This window comes from Desulfopila aestuarii DSM 18488 (assembly GCF_900143695.1).
Lineage (GTDB): Bacteria > Desulfobacterota > Desulfobulbia > Desulfobulbales > Desulfocapsaceae > Desulfopila > Desulfopila aestuarii.
Map to the genome: position 1 here is coordinate 42,570 of NZ_FRFE01000002.1, position 18,817 is coordinate 61,386.

An 18,817-nucleotide genomic window follows, 5' to 3' on the forward strand; every position below is an offset into this window, starting at 1 on the left:
GAAGAATATTCACAGATAATCGCAATCTACGACCTGCCATAAAATATTAATTTATCAAACTATTAGATAAATTTTCTATACCAAGCCTCATACTTGAGATAAAAGACTATCACCACTTCACCCATAGACATCGAACAGTGCCTAACAAACAAAGCAATCCATAACGGTTTCTTCTAACATATTTGTCAAAATTCCCCTTTCGATTTCCGAACGCTACTACCACAAGAACAACAGGGCCTTTTTTCTCAACCCACCAATTCGACCGCGTCAGATAAGGATCTATCGCACCCCAATGCCCGAGACCCATGAGGACGCCTTTCTTCTCACAATCAAAACCATAGGACCAATGAAAAACCGTCGTGCCATCGACATAACGAAACAAGATACTTACCTTGAAATGTCCGCGTCACGCCTACGACTGAAAATATTACGGGAAGTGTTGAGCATGGCATGGTAAATCACCCCATGTTCAACTTCATCTCCTTCAGAATTTTGGTTTTAGTGGGGAGGGAGTATGGTAACGAACTTAGAAGAGGAAAAAACTGCCACTTGAGATACTTATCACGGTCATGGAGAGTTGATTCTTCCAGATGACACGGAAAATGATGATATAGACAGCGTCCCTTTCCTCTAGATGTGGCTTCAGCAGCATAGAGCTGGTAATGAATAACTTTCACCAGGCGCCCGGCGCTAGAGACGGAAAACGTTGTCTTGATCGGTTTTTGCAGCTTCGTTACTATAGAACATCAGCGAAGCTGCGATTTTAATTACGAGATACCTCGAAAAAATCCGGGACAAGCGAAAGAGCTACATAGCATTAAAATACAGATCTTGAGAGATTTACACTGTGAACTACCGTACCACCCACCTGACCCAGGCGTCTATCAACCTGGATCATCTGAGCCACAACATGCACCTGCTCCAGAAACTGGCAGGCAATCGTCCACTCTTCCCGGCAATCAAGGCTAATGCTTATGGCCATGGCTCGGAGATCATTGCCCGACACCTTATTCAGCTCGGCTACACAACACTTTGCACGGCCCATATCAGCGAGGCGGCGGAACTTGCGGAACGTGGCATACAGGCCACATTCATCATTTTGTCTCCCACCCTGCCCGAAAATAGTGATTATATTATCCACTATGGATTTCAACCGGTAGTCTGCAGCCTCGAACAGTTACGTGCCCTGGCAGAGGTGGCAAGCGGGCAAGAGAAACAGGTCACTATTCACGTAAAAGTCGATACTGGCATGGGCAGAATGGGACTCTACCCCGAACATGTGCCTGCTTTTCTCGACGAGTGCTCACAACATCACAACATTATTGTGCAGGGAATCTGCAGCCATTTTCCACGAGCTGACGAAAACGATCACACCTTCTCGCAAAACCAGATCGACGTCTTTGCCAGACTGAAAAAAGACACGGCCCGCCACAACATTCCCCTCTATCATTTTGCCAACAGCGCAGCACTCTTTGCCTTGCAGGATGCGCACTTTGATGCAATTCGGCCTGGGATTTCCATTTATGGACTCAAACCGTCGGCCGACATGCAGCTGCCGGAGCTGGAAAAACTGAAACCGGTATTATCTTTAAAAAGTCGCATAACCTTCCTCAAAGATGTGCCAGCAGGAACAGGTATCAGTTACGGACACACCTACAGCACTGAGAATTTGGCACGTATTGCCACCATACCAGTTGGTTACGGAGACGGCATCAGCCGCCAACTCAGCAATAGACTTGAAGTACTTGCCTGCGGAGTGCGTTGCCGTCAGGTTGGCCGTATATGTATGGACCAGTGTATGATTGATGTGACCCCACTCGGCAACAGCGTTTCTTTAGGCGATGAAGTGGTCATAATAGGTAATCAGGGCAGCGAAACCATCACAGCCGATGAACTCGCTGCAAAACAAGAAACCATTAATTATGAGATTGTGACAGCGATCTCTCAACGGGTGCCTCGAATCGTTGACCAGTAATTGTGCCAGACCTTGAAATACACATATATAAAACCTATAACCAGGCACCACATTTTACCGCAAAGGAGTTTCGACCATGAATACTGCTGAAATCATCCAACTTGAAAACACCCTCGGGGCACACAACTACAAGCCGCTTGATGTCGTACTCTGTAAAGGGGCCGGTGTCTGGGTATGGGACGTTGAAGGAAAAAAATATCTGGACTGCCTTTCCGCCTATTCAGCAGTCAATCAAGGCCATTGCCATCCCAAAATTCTTGCAGCCTTAATCGAGCAGGCCCAAAAGCTCACCCTCACTTCTCGTGCATTTCGTAACGACCAGTTAGGCCTGCTGTACAAGGAACTGTGCGAGCTGACAAATTCCCATAAGATGCTGCCGATGAACAGCGGTGCAGAAGCGGTAGAATCAGCCATCAAGACAGTACGAAAGTGGGGATATGAGGTCAAGGGAGTACCTGAGGGCCAGGCTGAGGTCATTGTCTGTAGCGAAAACTTCCATGGAAGAACCCTTTCTATCGTCAGTTTTAGCACCGACCCCAAATCCCGCACCGGCTTCGGTCCTTTTACTCCCGGCTTCAAGGTCGTTCCCTTCGGTGACAGCAAAGCGCTTGAAGAAGCGATCACCCCGAACACTGTTGCCTTCATGGTTGAACCCATTCAGGGCGAAGCCGGGGTCATCATTCCACCCGCCGGATATTTGAAAAAGGCGCGTGAGCTTTGCACCCAGCACAACATTATTCTCATCCTTGATGAGATCCAGACCGGCCTGGGACGAACCGGCAAATTGCTGGCTGAAGAGCATGAAGGAATCGAGGCGGATTTAACCCTGGTCGGCAAAGCCCTTTCCGGCGGCTTTTACCCGGTTTCCGCGGTTCTCTCCAACACCGAGGTCATGGGCGTCCTGCAGCCTGGCGAGCATGGTTCGACATTTGGCGGCAACCCGCTCGGCTGCGCTGTAGCCCGTGCAGCAATAAAGGTCCTGGTTGAAGAGAATATGGTAGAAAACTCCGCAAAAATGGGAGCCTACTTCCTCGGAAAACTGCAAAAACTGAACAACCCGCTAATCAAGGAAGTACGTGGCCGGGGGTTGATGATTGCCGTGGAATTATCGCCAGAGGCAGGCGGCGCCCGCCAGTATTGCTATAAACTCAAAGACAGCGGACTTCTCTGCAAAGAAACTCATGATCATATCATCCGCATCGCTCCCCCCCTGATCATCACTAAAGACGAGGTTGACTGGGCAGCTGAGAAGATCGCTGCGGTATTTGCTGGATAACTGCATCGGCGAAAACTCTTTTAGAACATTGCAATGTAATACAAAGAAGTGGTCCGAACGCTTGGACCACTTCTGTGTGATGTGGTAGGAATTTGATGGATACTTTCTTAAGAGTGAAATAACAATTCTTGAGGAGGTAATTCATGGCCAAACAACGAAGACGTAACTACACACGCCAACGACATTGAGATAACCTTGAGAAATTTATTATTAGTAATACTTCTCTTCCAGTGTCTGGTGAACCTTTAAGGCAAGGTCTTTCATAGAGAATGGTTTTGGGAGAAACCACACGCCTTCATCCAAAACGCCATGATGAGCTATGACGTCGGCAGTATACCCTGAGGTGAACAAACATTTCACCTCAGGCCGTATATTACGAATTAATTTAGCAAGATCCCGGCCGTTCATCTCTGGCATAATAACATCTGTGATCAACAGATCTATTTCGGAAGCGTGGTTTTTCGCTATATTGATCGCCTCTCCTGGCGTACCGGCGACCAAGACCACATAGCCCAACTCTTTCAGCATTGTCTGACCAACTTCAAGTATCACAGACTCATCCTCCACCAACAATATCGTCTCACCTTTGCCTTCTGGTGCCTCAGTTGCTGTCTCAGTCGTTTGCACCGCATCTTCACCCATGAAGCGGGGCAGGTAGATCCTGAAGGTTGTTCCTTCATTGACTTCACTGTATACGTTGATGAATCCTCTGTTTTGTTTGACAATACCATATACGGTTGCAAGTCCAAGCCCCGTACCTTTTCCAAGTTCTTTCGTTGTGTAAAAAGGTTCAAAGATGTGATCTTGAACGTCTTTGCTCATACCTGAACCATTATCGCTGATCGCCAACATTACAAAATCTCCGGGGACAAAACCGATATGAACTTCGCAATATGCCTGATCAAAAGTGGCATTCCTGGTTTCTATGGTAATCTTGCCAACACCGGTGATTGCATCCCTGGCGTTGACACACAAATTCACCAGAATCTGATCAACTTGAGAGGGATCCATTTTTATCTTCCACAGATCTGATCCAGGAGACCATGCCAGATCAATGTCCTCGCCGATCACCCGGCGGATCATTTTGAGTATGGAACTTGACATAGCATTTATATTCAAAACCTTAGGAGCAATGGTTTGCTTACGAGCAAAAGCCAGAAGCTGACTTACTAAGGCCGATGAACGGTTGGCGGCTTCTTGTATTCCCTTAAGATGAGAATAGACTGACTCCGATGGCGGGCATCGCATCATCGCCAATTCTGAATGACCGAGAATCGCCGACAGCATATTATTGAAATCGTGAGCAACTCCACCGGCAAGTTGTCCTACGGATTCAATTTTCTGGGATTGACGGAGCTGGGATTCGAGGCGGATTCTCTCCTCTTCAGCCTGTTTCAATTCGGAAATATCCCTAAATTCCCCTACTCGCACAGTGCGTCCCTTGTACGGAATAAACTTACTTTGCAGATAGAGTGGATAGATGGTTCCGTCTTTACGGATCCCTTCAACTTCGTAGGGTTCCTCGGCCTCAGACATCATCTTTCTTGTAACCTCTTCCAGCGAATCTGGGGCAATAAGCCTGAGACCATTCGTGCCGATCAGCTCATCAAAGGTATATCCGGTCATATCACAGAGACCCTGATTGCAATCTAAAATTATGCCGTTGTCATGAATTACAATCCCTCCAAAAGACGCTTTGTGGAGTGTTCGAAATCGTTCTTCACTGTCGCGTAGTTCTTGTTCCATGAGTTTGCGGTCGGTGATATCCTCACCAGAGCTTAACAGGCCAACAATACTGCCACTGCTATCTTTCCTTAAAACATTATTCCAGGCGACAAGGCGCTTTTCTCCGGATTTTGTCAGCACGTAATTTTCATGATATTTGTAAAGCTCCACCTCACCATCAAGCAACCCCTTATATGCTGAAAAGACTGGCTCATATTCTTCCGGTGGCAGGCAAACCTTAAACCAATCTCTTCCAAGCAGTTCACCTTCCCTATAGCCAAGGACTTCACAACCTTTACGGTTCAGGAAAGTTATGTTGGCCTGATCATCGAATGCCACCAGAATAACTTCGACTATATTGAGATACTGCTCGGCCAGATGCTTTTGATGAACAAGGTCCCGCTCAACCTGTTTGCGACGTCGGATGTTCCACATGAGAAATGCTATAAGAACGAAAAGAGAAAGGAATGCTACTACAACAATGGTAGTTTCTCTCTTGTAGCGTTCATAAAAAGGAACAGGGCGATTTAAGATTATTGCACCTTCAGGAAGGTGTCCTTCTGAGATGGCAAAACGGGTGAGTTGTCGGTGGTCAAACATATAGCGGTTCTGACTTTTTGTCTCGACAGGTAAATCCTTGATCGTAACTTTGCCGGAGAGGATACGCAAAGCCTGATTTGCAGAATACTCCCCCTGTATTGTACCACTATTGACTTTTCCACCGATAATACCCAGGCCGATATTAGCACTTGATGTGCCCAGAACTGGAACAGCCGAAGCTTCCGAAATACGGGGGTAGATAGCTTCATTGTCAAAGGTATTCCCTTCTTTATCGATATACCAGGCCGGGGCAATGACTGTGCTGGTCACTTGAAGTTTGCGAAGCCTTTGAAGCATTTCATCAGTGCTCAAATCCTCACTGTTTAGGTATGAAAAGGCCAGATCAGGGTAATTCTCTTCAGCATCTACTGCCATCTGCCGGGTACCAATTCCAGTCGGGGAACTATCGCTAACTATGACGATCTCATTTATCCCAGGAAAGAGGCGCCGAGCCAGAGCAATGTTGTCAGACATGTCCAAAGTCTCAACGAGACCTGTAAAGTAATCTCTGTCGACAGATAAAGCTTTTCTCAGATCGTTGACTCCGCAGAAAATCACCGGAACCTTCGGAAAGAGCCTTTGATGATACTCCTCCATGAAGCTGAGGGCATTGTCGTCGGAGGTGATGATTATATCTGGTTGCCGACGCTGGTATTTCAGAGCCAGACTACTGGAGAGCATGTCGTAAAGATGCCTGTCTGGGTGCCGCTTGCTATCCATATATTCCACATGAAAGTCAACATTGTTGAGTTCGGCAGATGTGGTAGCTATGACTGCGGCAACAATATCATCAGTCCAGGTGAACCCCTGGTGATAAGAGTTGATAATCAATATATCGAACGTCTTTTTTTTTGTATCAGTAACGGCAGTACCAGCCATGCCAGGCGGGGATTGGATACAAATGACAAAGAGGGACAAAAAGATAAGGCAGGAGATGAACCCATGCGTCCCTGATATACTCTTCTGAGGGATCAGTTTGGGCCGGATAATACAAGATAACAGATGGCCTTTAGAATTATCAGTAGACTTGCCTTGAAGAACAAACATTATCCCTCTGTTATTCCATCTGTTTTCAAAATGCTACTAGCAATACAATCATTACCACTAAAGTAATACGTTCCCAGCCAATATTGAATTATATCCATTTGCCAAAAAAATGAAAATTATTCTCAAATTCTTTATTCATGCCATCATATCACATCGAAACATTGAATTATCCGCAAAGCTGAGGTTCAAATCCCCATTGATTCCGAGGACCTGGCGCTCATCAATTTTCAGATTCAAATTATCCAATCCAAACGGCTAAAAAGTTACTTGAAAACATGCACGATCACCCGACGAGACAGCCCATTGAGCAATGGCTGTCAATCACTACTTCACAACAATGGTCTACGGTCAAAACTCCACCTGTGTTTGTGTGCCTCCACTTGACACATCCCACACTGTAGCACTAACATTACCTATGCGCTGAGAATTGATTAGCCTGATGTAAGAAAACCAAACCTGCTGCGAAGCAGGGACGGAAAGCCACGGGTCTTAATAAGATAGCCGAGTTGCCATGATTACTGGCGGCTCGGCTTATTTGTTTATGCCGATTATGTGCAAAGTTTTGGGATGACAGGTCATGAGTAGTTTGACCTTCCTTTAAAAAAAGCAGCCTTCAAAGAAAAGTAGCGGTCAACTGCAGCGCACCCAAGACGTTAAATGGCTTCGCTACGTAATGATTTCGAGCAACTGTGGGTCTTTGAGAATCAAAAAAACATGTTGAGGTAGATCATGAATAGGACATTATCATTTTGTTATGGACTCGTTTGCTATGCTGTATTCTTGATATCATTTCTTTACGCAATCGGATTTGTGGGAGATTTCGTGGTTCCAAAGTCAATCAACTCGGGATCGCAGTCCAGTATTTTGCACAGTCTTATCATAAACCTGGTTTTACTTAGTCTATTTGCAGTGCAACACACGATCATGGCACGCCCTGCATTTAAGCGCTGGTGGACGAAGATTGTTCCAATTCAGGTAGAGCGGAGCACGTTTGTCCTTGTCGCCAGTCTTATTCTTTTGCTCCTTTATTGGCAGTGGCAGCCTATGCCGAGTGTGGTCTGGAGTATTGAAAATCCTGTTGGGAAAACACTTTGCCTTGCACTGTTCTGGATCGGTTGGCTTGTCGTGTTGTTATCGACCATTATGATAAACCACTTCGACCTGTTTGGTCTCCGGCAGGTCTGGCTACATTTCTCAAACCAGGATTATCACCATGTAGAATTCCAAACAAACAGCCTTTACCGATACGTTCGACATCCAATCATGTTTGGATTCATCATCGCTTTCTGGGCAACTCCTTACATGACGGTTGGACATCTGCTTTTTGCTTTCGCAACCACAGCCTATATATTCATTGGTGTCCAGTTCGAAGAGCACGACCTCATGCAATTTTTAGGAAAGAACTATGACGATTATCGACGTCGGGTACCAATGCTCATCCCTTTTATGAAAAAACGAAACGACCGGGAAATGAGATAAATCTCAATCCGGGGAGACCTAACCCATTAGTCTGCGGGTAAGATAATATAGATACAAAGCATTTCCAGATAGTTATTCAGCTCGCAAAGCGTCCACCGGATTGAGGCCGGCAGCAGTCCTGGCAGGCAGAACACCTGCCAGCAAACCGATCACCACAGCCAATATTTCGGCATAGAGAGCATACAACCAGGGTGTGTGGGTCGGCAAAGCCGGCACGAATACACCCAGCAGCCAGGCAATACCGGCACCGATGACAAGCCCGGCCAGGCCGCCGGCGGCCGCAAGCACCACCGCCTCCCCGATAAATAGCAGCAGAATCTGGCGGCGATCAGCACCGATGGCCCGCAGCAGACCAATCTCGGGCGTCCGTTCATTGACAGCAATGGTCATAATGGTGACGATCCCTACACCACCGACCAGAAGCGAAATGGCACCCAGTCCCCCCACCGCTGCAGTCAGGATGTCGAGCACAGAACCAAGCACCTTCAGCATCTCTTCCTGGGTGGTAATGGTAAAATCTTCGGTTCCGTGCCGACTAACCAAAATCCGTTTTGCCCGCTCAGCGATGGTTTTCGATTCCAGCCCGGTCTGATAGAGCAGATCAATCTCCATCAGACTCTGCTGGTTAAAGAGGCTCATTGCTCGCTGGGCGGGGATATAAACCGCATCATCAAGGTCAAAACCGAGCATCTGGCCTTTACTCTCCATCACCCCGATCACCCTGTATCGCTCGCCCGCCACCCGCACCACCTGTCCGAGCGGGTTGTTCTCCCGAAACAGTTCCTCTTTCACCTTGCTGCCAAGCACCACATAGGACCTTGGGGCGCTGCTGTCATCAACCGGGAGAAAACGGCCTTTCAGTACCCGCATCTGCCAGACCTTGGGCACCGCCGGACCAACGCCCAGGATGGTGGTACGGCGACTGTTTTTGAAAAACTCCACCGGCCCGTTGCCCTGTACCACCGATACCGTCTCCAGCACACCCGGAATACGCTTCAAGGCTTCTTCATCAGCGATACTGAGCGGTCTAATAGTATTTATAATGGCCCCGGAAGTGCCGAACGTTGTCGTTCGACCTGGATTGATACCGATCAGATTCGTGCCGAACTGGGTGAATTCTGCCAGGGTGAAACGGTGCACCCCTTCACCTATGGAGGTAAGCAGCACCACCGAAGCGATACCGACAGCAATACCAAGAATGGTCAGAAAACTCCGTAACCGTTGACTGACAAGACTGCTGAAAGAAAGTCTGATAATATCACGAAGAATCATAACAACCATTACCTCCGCGACAGGGAAATGACAGGATCGAGCCTTGCGGCCCGCATGGCCGGAAGCACTCCGAACACTAGGCCGGTAACGAGCGCCACCGCCACCGCCGCCAGAAGCGACCAGAGCGGCATCGTTATCGGAAAATTCGGGAATATCAAGCCAATCACCCAAACTCCGCAAGTACCCACCAACAACCCCAGAACAGCGCCAACAAGTGACAACAGTACCGCCTCGACAAGAAACAGGGTGATGATGTTTCCTTCCGGTGCGCCGATGGCCTTCAACAGCCCCACCTCTGACCGGCGCTGGGAAACAGCGATCAGCATCACGTTCATGATAAGAATTCCAGCTACCGAGATGCTGATCGCCCCAATACCGGTAACGGTGAGGGTCATGGCCGTAAAAATCTTATCGAAGGTTGCGAGCACCGCATCCTGGGTAATGACCGTAACATCGTCCTCCCCATCATGCCGATCCCGGATGATTGAGAGAATGGTCTTTTTAGCTCGGAATATGGCATCGCGATCCACAGCCTCGACCATGATCCGAAAAAGCGTACTGGTGTTAAAGAGCGCCTGCGCTGAAGCAACCGGAATAATGACGACATCCCCCATATCAAGCCCCACGGATTCGCCTTTTTTTGCGAGCACCCCGATCACCCGGAAACGGTAGTCACCGATGCGCAACGTCTCACCTAGCGGAGAAACTGTGCCGAATAACTCCTTCTGCATGTTGTAGCCGAGCACACAGACCGGCGACCCTTTGGTGATGTCACCTTCCGGCAGGAAACGCCCCTGCCCCATGGTCAGCTGTCGCACGAAAAAGAGTTGGGCGGTCGAGCCGAGAATGGTCACTTCCCGCTCGCGCGCACCATAGGAGACAGGCGCCGCTCCTAGAGATATGGGAGCCACATAACGGATATTAGCCGAGCGCTGCAATGCCTCGGCATCGGTAAGGGTCAAATCACGGGGGGTTACACCTAGCAGCGGCGGCGGACCGCCCACCGTTTCCGAGCGCCCCGGCAGCACAATAAGCAGATTGGTACCCAGCGACGAAAATTGATTAACCACATACTCGCGCGCGCTCTCACCAAGAGACGAGAGCACCACCACCGACCCCACCCCGATAGCCATGGCCAGCAGCATCAGGAAGGTCCTGGCGGTATACCCGGTAGAGGCCCGAAAGCCGAAGCGAATGATGTCAGCGAGCCGCATAAGCAGTTGCCGGAGAAGACGTATGATCCGAACCGATGATACCGTCAATCATGTGAATTTGCCTTTTGGCCCGGTTGCCAAGTTCAGGATCGTGGGTCACCATGATAAGGGTAATGTTGCGCGAATTCAGCTCTTCAAGAATCTCGATCACCTCGTTACCCGAGGCTCGGTCGAGATTGCCGGTGGGCTCGTCAGCGAGCAGGATGTGCGGCTCCATGATAGTTGCCCTGGCAATAGCCACCCGTTGCCGCTGGCCGCCAGAAAGCTGGTCCGGCCGATGTCTGGCCCTGCCGGCAAGACCGAAGGTCTCGATAGCCTTCTGCACCTTCTGTTTTCGCACTTTCGGCTCGACACCCGCCAGCATCAAAGGCAGCTCAATGTTTTCCATGGCCGTCATTCGCGGCACCAGATGAAAGAACTGGAAGATAAAACCGATCTTATGGCAGCGCAGCTCAGCCTGCTTGCTGTCGGCAAGCCCCGTTGTGACCTCCCCTTCCAGCTGATAAATGCCGCTATCAGGCTTGTCGAGCAGACCAATAATATTCAACAATGTCGATTTACCTGAACCGGATGGCCCCATAACCGCAATATATTCTCCGTTCCCGATAGTCAGGTCTACCTCTTTTAAGCCATAAACCCGCTCATCACCGACCGTGAACATTCTGGTAATGTTCTGTAAATCGATCATGGTGTACCCTCTGATATCGTTGCCTGCACCCCATCGGCAAGACCAGGCTTATCGACATTCACCACCACCAGCTGCCCCTCCTGCACGCCGGAGAGGATCTCGGTATTGGCCCAGTTGGTAAGACCGGTACTGATTTCCTGCAAGCGAACTGTCTTGTTGGTAGGAGAGTAGACAAAAACCTTTTTACCTTCGATCACCGCTTCTGTGGGAATGCGCAAGGTATCTAGGCGGGTTGCAAGGATAATTTCGACATCGGCACTATAACCCGCAAGCAGGTTCTTGAAGTCGGCCGTTTCGGCAAATGACACCTCAATATCCACTGTCCGGGCCTGCTTTTCAAGATCAAGCACATAGGGGGCAATACGCCGTACCGTTCCGGCAAAAGGTTGATTGCGAAAGGCGTCGAGACTGATACGGGTTTCCATACCGATCCGCACCCCGGCAGCGTCCACTTCATCGATGGGCGCTGAAATATAATAGCAGCTGTTTTCAATGAGATCGACCGCCGGAGGTGTCTGCACACCCACTGGCGAAGGGGTGACATATTCGTTCAGCTCTCCTTCGATCTTGGCTACCACCCCTCCAAAAGGGGCAATAAGACGAGTTCTCATCAGATTGGTACGGGCAACATCGACTCGGGCCTTACCCATCTGCACCGAGGCCAGAGAAGCCTCGCACTGGGCTTCAAGGGAGCGGGCCTGAGTAACGGCACGATCCGTCGCCTCGACCGAACCAACCTTGCTGCGAAAGAGCTGTTCAGCCCGATCTGCCTGCCGCTTTGCCTCTTCGGCGGAAAGACAGGCAGCATGGGCCTGGGCCTCAGCCACGCCAACCTCCCGTTCGGCAAGCAGCAACTGGGCCTGCAGGTCTTCGTTCCAGATCTCCAGCAGCAAAGTTCCGGCTTCCACCTGGTCCCCTTCATGGATTGGCAGCTTGGCAATCTGACCGCCAATACTGGGTGAGAGCCGGGCCCTTCTGCAGGCTTTGACCGTTCCCGCCCGGGTGTTGGCCACAGTTTTCTCAACCGCACCTTTTATGACCTTCGCCACAAGCACCTCGACCGGCTGAGGTCGGGTTTTCTGCCAGACAAAGAAGCCTGCACCAGCCACAATAAGCAGGAGCAAGATCCAGCGAATGAGCCTTTTCATCACTTATCCCCTTTTTTACGAACCTCGAAAAATCATTAACACACCCAACCTGCCACGTTCTTTAGGCTTTTTCAAGCATAGTGCGATTGAGTTCGTATTCGGTTTACAACTTTGATTGACATCCGAATGCTCATCGGAAAAGATAAAGACGCTGGCACTTTTCGTACTAGTCGAAATGGAAAAAAACAATCAACTGCACCATTACTACGTGCAACACTCAACCGTAAGCATTCTCAATAGAAGCGATACTCTTGAATATTCTCATTATAGCACTTATTCTCGCCACTGTGATTATCGGTGCAATTCTACTGCACTATCTGCGACAACCAGGCTGGCAGGAACTGTATGACCAAGCCGACAAACTCTATGAACAAAAAAATTTCGTTCAGGGTCTGGTAGTTGCCCAAAAGGCTCTGGAACTCCTGGAAAAGGAACGGAACCCGAACCAACAATCCATGTCCGCAACCCTAAGCCTTCTGGGGCTCCTGCACCGCGAAGTAGGTAAATTCGCCGAAGCCGAATCACTCTACCAACGCTCGCTGGACATCGCCGAAAAAGTTCAGCCCCAGAATAATCCAGGTATTGCAGAAAACCTGAGCCGCCTGGCCGAACTGTACCAGACCCAGAACAAACCGGAACAGGCAAAACCGTTACTCAAACGATCACTTGCCATCGTCGAGAAGGAGCTCGACCCTGATAATATCAACCTGGTGCACAGCCTGAACAGCCTGGCTGACCTCTATCACGCCCAGGAACAATATTCCCTGGCCGAGCCACTCTATTTTCGCGCCTTGGAAATTCAGGAAAAGCATCTCGACAGTCATCATCCTGACGTGGCCAAAACCAAGCATAAACTGGCAGAGACCTATCACTATCAGGGCATGCTCGCCAAGGCCGAACCGCTCTACAACGAATCGATGGAGGCTTGGGAAACCAATTTTGGCCCCGAACACCCCGAGGTTGCCACAAGCCTCAACAATATGGCCATACTGAGCCAGGCTAAGGGTCGCAGCCAGAAAGCTCTGCGTCTCTATAAACGGTCACTTACCATCCGGGAAAAGACACTCGGCCCGGAACATCCTGACGTTGCCACCAGTCTTGGCAACATGGCTTCGCTCTATCAGCGGGAAGGCAAATATGCCGAAGCTGAACCGCTTCAGGAACATGCACTCGCCATTCTCGAGAAGGCCTTCGGCCTCGAAAACCCTCGGGTTACCGCCAGTATGAACAAGCTGGCTGACATTTATCAGCAGCAGGGAAAATACGAAAAAGCCGAGCAACTCTATAAGCGCGCACTGACCATCAAAGAAGAGATGCTTGGTCAGGAAAATCTTGAGCTGGCGGCAAACCTGGACACCGTGGCCGCCCTCTGTTTGAAACAGCGCGATTTCGTCCAGGCAACATCGCTGTATAAACGCGCTCTGGCCATCCGTGAGGACGCCTTTGGCAACAGTCATCCCGAGGTTGCCGACAGCCTCGACAATCTGGCCCGGTTGCACCGAGACAAGGGCGAAAAAGCTCAGGCCGAACAATTGATGCAACGTGCCCTGAAAATTCGTGAAGTAACGCTCGGGCCGGAGCACCCTGCGGTCGCGACGTCATTACAAGCCCTTGGCCAGCTCTATCATGCCCAGGGACAGTTCGAAAAAGCCATCCCACTTTATGAACAGGCAGTCGCCCTGCAGGAAAAATCTTTTGGTGCAGAAAATCCTACGGTTGCCGCAAACCGGGCTACGCTTGAGAAACTACGCATTGCCATTAAAACGGGATGATCGTTTTCCAAACTGAAACCTAACGCACTGCCAGGTGCATTATAATGGAAATTCGATTCCAGATAGGCTCTGGCAGCTGGGGCGGGTAATGACAGAAGTCGCGGCATGTGGTGCCAGCTTTCAGCTTCAATATCACACGATTCTGCCGACTTGTCTTTTCTCCAGTCCAATGTTCATGTAAAACACCAGTTTTTCAATTTATTTTCCACATCGAAATCCAGTCTACCACGTCTTTCTCATTAGCAGATCAAGACGCGTACGACAATATTTATCTCTCATTTTCAAACGGCTATTCAAGCAGATACATATTGATCAGCCGAACATGGCAACAATCAGATCAGCCAGGCGACTTGCGCCATACCAAACGACCTTTGGTCAAACATCTCCTATAGGCAAAAACCTGACACATTATCACACCCAAACTCTTGGCTTTTGTCCAATTGTGATCTATTGTTTTCAGACAGTTCAAACACCGTAATCCGTAGCCGGTCTATCATCGGCTCGCGACTCACCAACATCAAACACGGAGCATTGCCATGAAGCGTCTCACTTCTTTTTTCCTTTTCCCGATGCTGATTCTTTTCACCTGTACCCTGGCCTTTGCAGACAAATATTCCGACACCAAAAAAATGTTCGTCGAGGCCGGGGTTGGCAATAAGTTTGAGAGCGCTTACGGCTACGCGCTTTTCCCTACCATCGGTAAGGCAGGTTTTGTAGTGGGTGGGGCGTATGGCGAGGGCCGGGTCTACAAGCATGGAGCTTTGATCGGCACCACCACTATGACCCAGGCCACTATCGGTTTCCAGTTAGGAGGTTCAGGTTTTAGTCAGGTGATCTTTTTCCAGGATGAACGTGCATTTAATGAGTTCACCAAGGGCAATTTTGAATTCGGTACCGAGGTTCAGGCCGTCGCGCTCACCGCGGCAGTCGGCGCCGCGGCATCAACCAAGGGCAGCGCAGCAGTTGCCAGCGGCGGCAAAAACAATGCCGAAATTGCCAGCGGCGGGTACTACAAGGGCATGGCCACCTATACGATTACCAAAGGCGGCCTCATGTATGAAGCAAGTGTTGGCGGGCAAAAATTCACATTTACCAGGAAATAAGCAGGCGAAGACTTTCAGGACAACCTGATATATAAGCCGGCAGGCCGGTTAACCTGCCGGCTGAATCGCACTACCCGAAAAGCTGACAAAGAGGGCCGAACGCTGTATCACCTCGGGCACGGCAAATTCGGCAAGAGTTATATCGTTGCCTTCGGCATCCGGGGTTTTCTCGACCCGCACATTCATCCAGTTGAGACGCATGGTCTGCTGACCAACGACTAAAACATCCTTGGGATTCTTCAGCACCCCGTCCAGGTAGGCGAGTGATTGTTCGGGCTGGCCGATGGTATCCCGTATTTTCCCAAGCTCTGCATCCACCTCGGCCAAAATCTTCTCAGCCTTACGATATTCTTCCCACTTACCAGGCTCCGGAGCAGCAAAGACTTCCATCATGTGGGTCTTACCGCCAAGGATTTTCAGGGTAGCTCGCAGGTATTCCCTCTTCTGCTGGAGTTCTGCTTTTTTCCCCTGCAAAGTTTCGATTTTTTCCATGGCCATTGTAGCCATTACCTCCAGCCCGCGACGAATCACCCCTTGCCGGGTCGAATCGATATCAAACGATGGGGCTACCAGCCGATGATCGTAAAAGTTTACAGCACGCTGCGCTGCATCCCGCATCACCACGTCCCCATCTTTTTGATATCCGTAGATGGTCTTCTCTTCTAGAGACATGGTCATCAGCGCCATTACAGTCCCGGCCACACCTTGTTTTCTGAGCTCCATAAGTTCCGGACTGATGCGCAGGAAATCCTCTAGCGCATCTGAGGAAGCAAAAACCGCTTTTACTCTGGGATCATCATGGTAATTGTCGCGACTAAGATGTACCGGCCCGGGAATAGCCTCTAATAGTGAGGCACAATACTCTGTCGCACCTGAGACCGGCGCCCGCAACGCCTTCCAATAACGGCGAACCCCACGGATATGCGGATCGGCTATCTCCACCACATTCTCAGTAGCCTTCCTGATAGCCATTTCTTCTATTTTGCGCTGTTGGTATCGGCCCCAGTATTTTTTCAACCAGCCCTGGGACTGTTCCGCGTCCTGTTGAATCATATAGTCCCTCAGTATTGTTGGCAATTATGAAAAGATCCAAAACATATGGGGTAATCCTGCCAGATAGAGCTCAACCATCATTTCCCGCCCTGTTCTTCCAAGCAACGACACCCATCAATCAGCCTTTACAATGAAGGTTTCACCCTCGTTTGGAAAACAGCCACTTACACTGCAAGCCTAGCTGAATAGTGCATCTTATTCAAGGTTTCGTAAAATCTGTCTCTGATTAATCGATTGACTTATTCAATCGATTGATTATAATTGGTTCATATTCAATGAGGAGCTACTATGCCAAAACCGAAAAATCTTGACGAATCACTACAGGGTACAAAGGAAAGGCTGCTAGAAGCCGCAACCGATGTCTTTGGCCGCTATGGTTATGACGCCGCCACCACCCGCATGATCGCCAAAGAGGCAAAAGTCAACATCGCAGCCATCCCCTACTATTTCAACGGGAAGGAAGGACTGTATTTTGCCGTCATCGATCATGTCGTTGATCTCATTTCCCAACAGGTTCGACCCATAACCTTGATGGTTTCGGGCTGTTCATTTTCCGGGCCGAATGCTAAGGAAAAGGCGATAGCCTTGCTGGAGAAGCTCCTCACCGGCTTAATTGGTTTCATGGTCGGTTCACCAGAAGCACAGCGGGTTGCCAGAATAATTCTGCGGGAACAGCTCGACCCTTCCGCCGCCTACGACCGGATCTTCGCCGGTTTCATGGCCACTGCCCTGAATACATTATCCACCCTCATTCAGGTAATCAGCGATGACAACTCTGAACGCACTGCCAAAATCCGGGCGATGACCATCTTTGGCCAAATCCTCATTTTTCGGGTAGCACGGGAGACTGTGGTCCGTGGACTTCACATGAAAGGCTACAACCTGATCGAGACTGGTGAGATTCAGAAGGTGATTATCGAACAGACCCGTTCCATCATGACTGCACTCCAGCACAAATGAACTTCTTTTTAAAAGGAGCCGACGGCATGCCCATGCGTCCAACCACATTGCTTTCTTCCTGCCTTGCCCTCCTGCTCTTTGGTCAGGGTTGCGCTGTGGCTCCGGATTACTCGCCTCCGGACCTCTCACCGTTTATGCAGGACAACTGGCAAACAACAGTAAACAATCGCTACACTCCAAACCAACCGGATTCCCGCTGGTGGGACCAGTTCAACGACTCGCAGCTGACGGCGCTTATCAATCAACTGTTCGCGTCAAATATTGCTCTTCAAGCGTCCAGAGAGCGAATAACCGAAGCGATGGCCCGCCAGGGGGTAGTTTCTGCCGACAAACAGCTACAGTTGGCAGCTGCCCTTGGCTACACCCGGGCCGAGACTGGCGATGAAACGGTAACCATGCAGATGATCCCACCGGGGAAAACTGTGGATATCTACTCGGCTGGAGTAGTGGCCGGCTGGGAACTCGACCTTTGGGGCCGGACCGCCCGCCTCATCGAGGCGGCTGAGGCAGATGTCCAATCTGCCTACAGCGACCATCAGGCCATGCTGGTTTCTCTTGCCGCTGAAATGACACTTGCCTATGTGGAGATGCGTTCTCTTGAGGCCAGAACGGCAATTATTTCCGAAAATATCGGTCTTCAGCAAAAAAGCCTGCGATTGGCTCAGGACCTCTACCTGGCCGGCAGCACCACCGGACTGGCCGTTGCTCGGAGTGAACGGCTGCTTGAGAGCACTAGAGCCCGCCTTCCCGAGCTTGAACGAAAAATCGTCAGAGCGAGAAACCGCATCCAGGTCCTGCTGGGAAAACCGCCAGGTTTTGACGTTAGCCAATCGGGGAAACTGCCCGATGTACCGCCGCTCCTAGGCCTTGGACTGCCCGCTGACCTGCTCACCCGCCGCGCCGATATACGGCAGGGACTGTACCTTTATCAGGCGGCAGTGGCACGAACGGCTGCGGCAGAAGCGGAACGGTATCCGACCCTGACGATTTCAGGCAACCTTACACTCTCAAGCGATTCCTTGAGTGGTGTCTTTGATCCGGATTCCCTTTTTTATTCTCTTGGCCCTGGACTTCGATTGCCTCTATTTACCGGCGGTCGTATCGAGAGCAACATCGCAATTCGTGCCTCCCAGACGGAACAAGCCCGACTCGCTCTTGAGCAAAAGATTATCGAAGCGCTGGCCGAGGTCGAAAGCAGTGCCGATGGAGTCATTTACAGTCTGCAGCAGGTTGATCGGCTGAAAAAAGCTGCAACCGCTGCGAAAAAGAGCGTCACGATGTCCGAGACACTCTACCAGAGTGGCCTGGTGGATTTTTTCCAGGTATTGGACAACCAGCAGCAGCTGGTCGCAAACCAGGAGGCTTTGGAACTCGCCCGACATCAGGCCCTTACCGATGTAATCCAGCTCTATCGCGCCCTTGGCGGCGGATGGGAACAGGCGACAACAGTCAAAAACCCGGAGAGCACAACGCCCAACGCTCCCGCTCAAGAATAACAACGGTGT

The 18,817-nt window shown here is 50.1% G+C and carries 14 protein-coding genes and 1 riboswitch; of the genes, 8 read left to right on the forward strand and 6 right to left on the reverse strand.

The genetic code is table 11. The features are described from left to right. Positions 1-847 precede the first annotated feature (847 nt). The gene (gene alr, locus BUF15_RS01960) at positions 848-1,975 is read left to right on the forward strand and encodes an alanine racemase (protein WP_073611778.1); all 1,128 of its coding nucleotides are present in this window, start codon (positions 848-850) and stop codon (positions 1,973-1,975) included. A 76-nt stretch (positions 1,976-2,051) separates the two neighbouring features. After that, positions 2,052-3,251: an ornithine--oxo-acid transaminase gene (rocD, locus tag BUF15_RS01965; protein WP_073611779.1), complete on the forward strand. Its 1,200-nt coding sequence runs from the start codon at positions 2,052-2,054 to the stop codon at positions 3,249-3,251. Between the two features lie 210 nt (positions 3,252-3,461). Here rocD and BUF15_RS26735 read toward each other — a convergent pair whose 3' ends face one another. Continuing rightward, positions 3,462-6,050, reverse strand: coding sequence for a hybrid sensor histidine kinase/response regulator (locus BUF15_RS26735; protein WP_159441199.1), 2,589 nt, complete (start codon positions 6,048-6,050; stop codon positions 3,462-3,464). Between the two features lie 108 nt (positions 6,051-6,158). On the opposite strand from BUF15_RS26735, the gene BUF15_RS27000 reads away from it, so the two are divergent. Together BUF15_RS27000 and mddA are read left to right on the forward strand one after the other, a co-directional pair. After that, positions 6,159-6,530: a hypothetical protein gene (locus tag BUF15_RS27000; RefSeq protein WP_073611780.1), complete on the forward strand. Its 372-nt coding sequence runs from the start codon at positions 6,159-6,161 to the stop codon at positions 6,528-6,530. Between the two features lie 532 nt (positions 6,531-7,062). After that, positions 7,063-7,137, forward strand: a riboswitch (cyclic di-GMP riboswitch). A gap of 215 nt (positions 7,138-7,352) precedes the next feature. Next, complete coding sequence (mddA, locus tag BUF15_RS01980; RefSeq protein ID WP_073611781.1) at positions 7,353-8,102, forward strand: methanethiol S-methyltransferase; 750 nt, start codon at positions 7,353-7,355, stop codon at positions 8,100-8,102. A gap of 72 nt (positions 8,103-8,174) precedes the next feature. Here the strand turns inward: mddA and BUF15_RS01985 are convergent, their stop codons facing one another. The 4 genes from BUF15_RS01985 to BUF15_RS02000 are packed head-to-tail and all read right to left on the reverse strand — an operon-like array spanning position 8,175 to position 12,424. Beyond that, on the reverse strand, positions 8,175-9,383 hold the full coding sequence (locus tag BUF15_RS01985; protein WP_234981091.1) for an ABC transporter permease: 1,209 nt from the start codon (positions 9,381-9,383) through the stop codon (positions 8,175-8,177). Next, the gene (locus tag BUF15_RS01990) at positions 9,383-10,588 is read right to left on the reverse strand and encodes an ABC transporter permease (protein ID WP_073611782.1); all 1,206 of its coding nucleotides are present in this window, start codon (positions 10,586-10,588) and stop codon (positions 9,383-9,385) included. Before BUF15_RS01990 ends, BUF15_RS01985 begins: the two co-directional genes overlap by 1 nt. Beyond that, positions 10,575-11,276 carry an ABC transporter ATP-binding protein gene (locus BUF15_RS01995; protein ID WP_073611783.1) on the reverse strand — a complete coding sequence of 234 codons (702 nt, stop codon included), beginning with the start codon at positions 11,274-11,276 and terminating at the stop codon, positions 10,575-10,577. The genes BUF15_RS01990 and BUF15_RS01995 overlap by 14 nt, the downstream gene beginning before the upstream one ends. Next, positions 11,273-12,424: an efflux RND transporter periplasmic adaptor subunit gene (locus BUF15_RS02000; RefSeq protein WP_073611784.1), complete on the reverse strand. Its 1,152-nt coding sequence runs from the start codon at positions 12,422-12,424 to the stop codon at positions 11,273-11,275. Before BUF15_RS02000 ends, BUF15_RS01995 begins: the two co-directional genes overlap by 4 nt. A gap of 251 nt (positions 12,425-12,675) precedes the next feature. Here BUF15_RS02000 and BUF15_RS02005 point away from each other — a divergent pair, with 251 nt between their 5' ends. Next, the gene (locus BUF15_RS02005) at positions 12,676-14,196 is read left to right on the forward strand and encodes a tetratricopeptide repeat protein (protein ID WP_073611785.1); all 1,521 of its coding nucleotides are present in this window, start codon (positions 12,676-12,678) and stop codon (positions 14,194-14,196) included. A gap of 536 nt (positions 14,197-14,732) precedes the next feature. Continuing rightward, a complete protein-coding gene (locus BUF15_RS02010) occupies positions 14,733-15,299 on the forward strand; it encodes a lipid-binding SYLF domain-containing protein (RefSeq protein ID WP_073611786.1) in 567 nt (188 codons plus the stop codon). Between the two features lie 48 nt (positions 15,300-15,347). Here BUF15_RS02010 and BUF15_RS02015 read toward each other — a convergent pair whose 3' ends face one another. Then, positions 15,348-16,352, reverse strand: a complete 1,005-nt coding sequence (locus BUF15_RS02015) for a hypothetical protein (RefSeq protein ID WP_073611787.1) — start codon at positions 16,350-16,352, stop codon at positions 15,348-15,350. Positions 16,353-16,640: 288 nt separating this feature from the next. On the opposite strand from BUF15_RS02015, the gene BUF15_RS02020 reads away from it, so the two are divergent. After that, on the forward strand, positions 16,641-17,312 hold the full coding sequence (locus tag BUF15_RS02020; RefSeq protein ID WP_073611788.1) for a CerR family C-terminal domain-containing protein: 672 nt from the start codon (positions 16,641-16,643) through the stop codon (positions 17,310-17,312). Positions 17,313-17,338: 26 nt separating this feature from the next. Further along, positions 17,339-18,808, forward strand: a complete 1,470-nt coding sequence (locus tag BUF15_RS02025) for an efflux transporter outer membrane subunit (protein ID WP_073611789.1) — start codon at positions 17,339-17,341, stop codon at positions 18,806-18,808. Positions 18,809-18,817: the final 9 nt, after the last annotated feature.

Bases quoted from the DNA above. Each gene is read 5' to 3' on its own strand.
- rocD (WP_073611779.1), top strand. From the start codon at position 2,052: ATGAATACTGCTGAAATCATCCAACTTGAAAACACCCTCGGGGCACAC.
- BUF15_RS26735 (WP_159441199.1), bottom strand. From the start codon at position 6,050: ATGTCTGACAACATTGCTCTGGCTCGGCGCCTCTTTCCTGGGATAAAT.
- BUF15_RS27000 (WP_073611780.1), top strand. From the start codon at position 6,159: ATGATACTCCTCCATGAAGCTGAGGGCATTGTCGTCGGAGGTGATGAT.
- mddA (WP_073611781.1), top strand. From the start codon at position 7,353: ATGAATAGGACATTATCATTTTGTTATGGACTCGTTTGCTATGCTGTA.
- BUF15_RS01985 (WP_234981091.1), bottom strand. From the start codon at position 9,383: ATGGTTGTTATGATTCTTCGTGATATTATCAGACTTTCTTTCAGCAGT.
- BUF15_RS01990 (WP_073611782.1), bottom strand. From the start codon at position 10,588: ATGCGGCTCGCTGACATCATTCGCTTCGGCTTTCGGGCCTCTACCGGG.
- BUF15_RS01995 (WP_073611783.1), bottom strand. From the start codon at position 11,276: ATGATCGATTTACAGAACATTACCAGAATGTTCACGGTCGGTGATGAG.
- BUF15_RS02000 (WP_073611784.1), bottom strand. From the start codon at position 12,424: ATGAAAAGGCTCATTCGCTGGATCTTGCTCCTGCTTATTGTGGCTGGT.
- BUF15_RS02010 (WP_073611786.1), top strand. From the start codon at position 14,733: ATGAAGCGTCTCACTTCTTTTTTCCTTTTCCCGATGCTGATTCTTTTC.
- BUF15_RS02015 (WP_073611787.1), bottom strand. From the start codon at position 16,352: ATGATTCAACAGGACGCGGAACAGTCCCAGGGCTGGTTGAAAAAATAC.
- BUF15_RS02020 (WP_073611788.1), top strand. From the start codon at position 16,641: ATGCCAAAACCGAAAAATCTTGACGAATCACTACAGGGTACAAAGGAA.
- BUF15_RS02025 (WP_073611789.1), top strand. From the start codon at position 17,339: ATGCCCATGCGTCCAACCACATTGCTTTCTTCCTGCCTTGCCCTCCTG.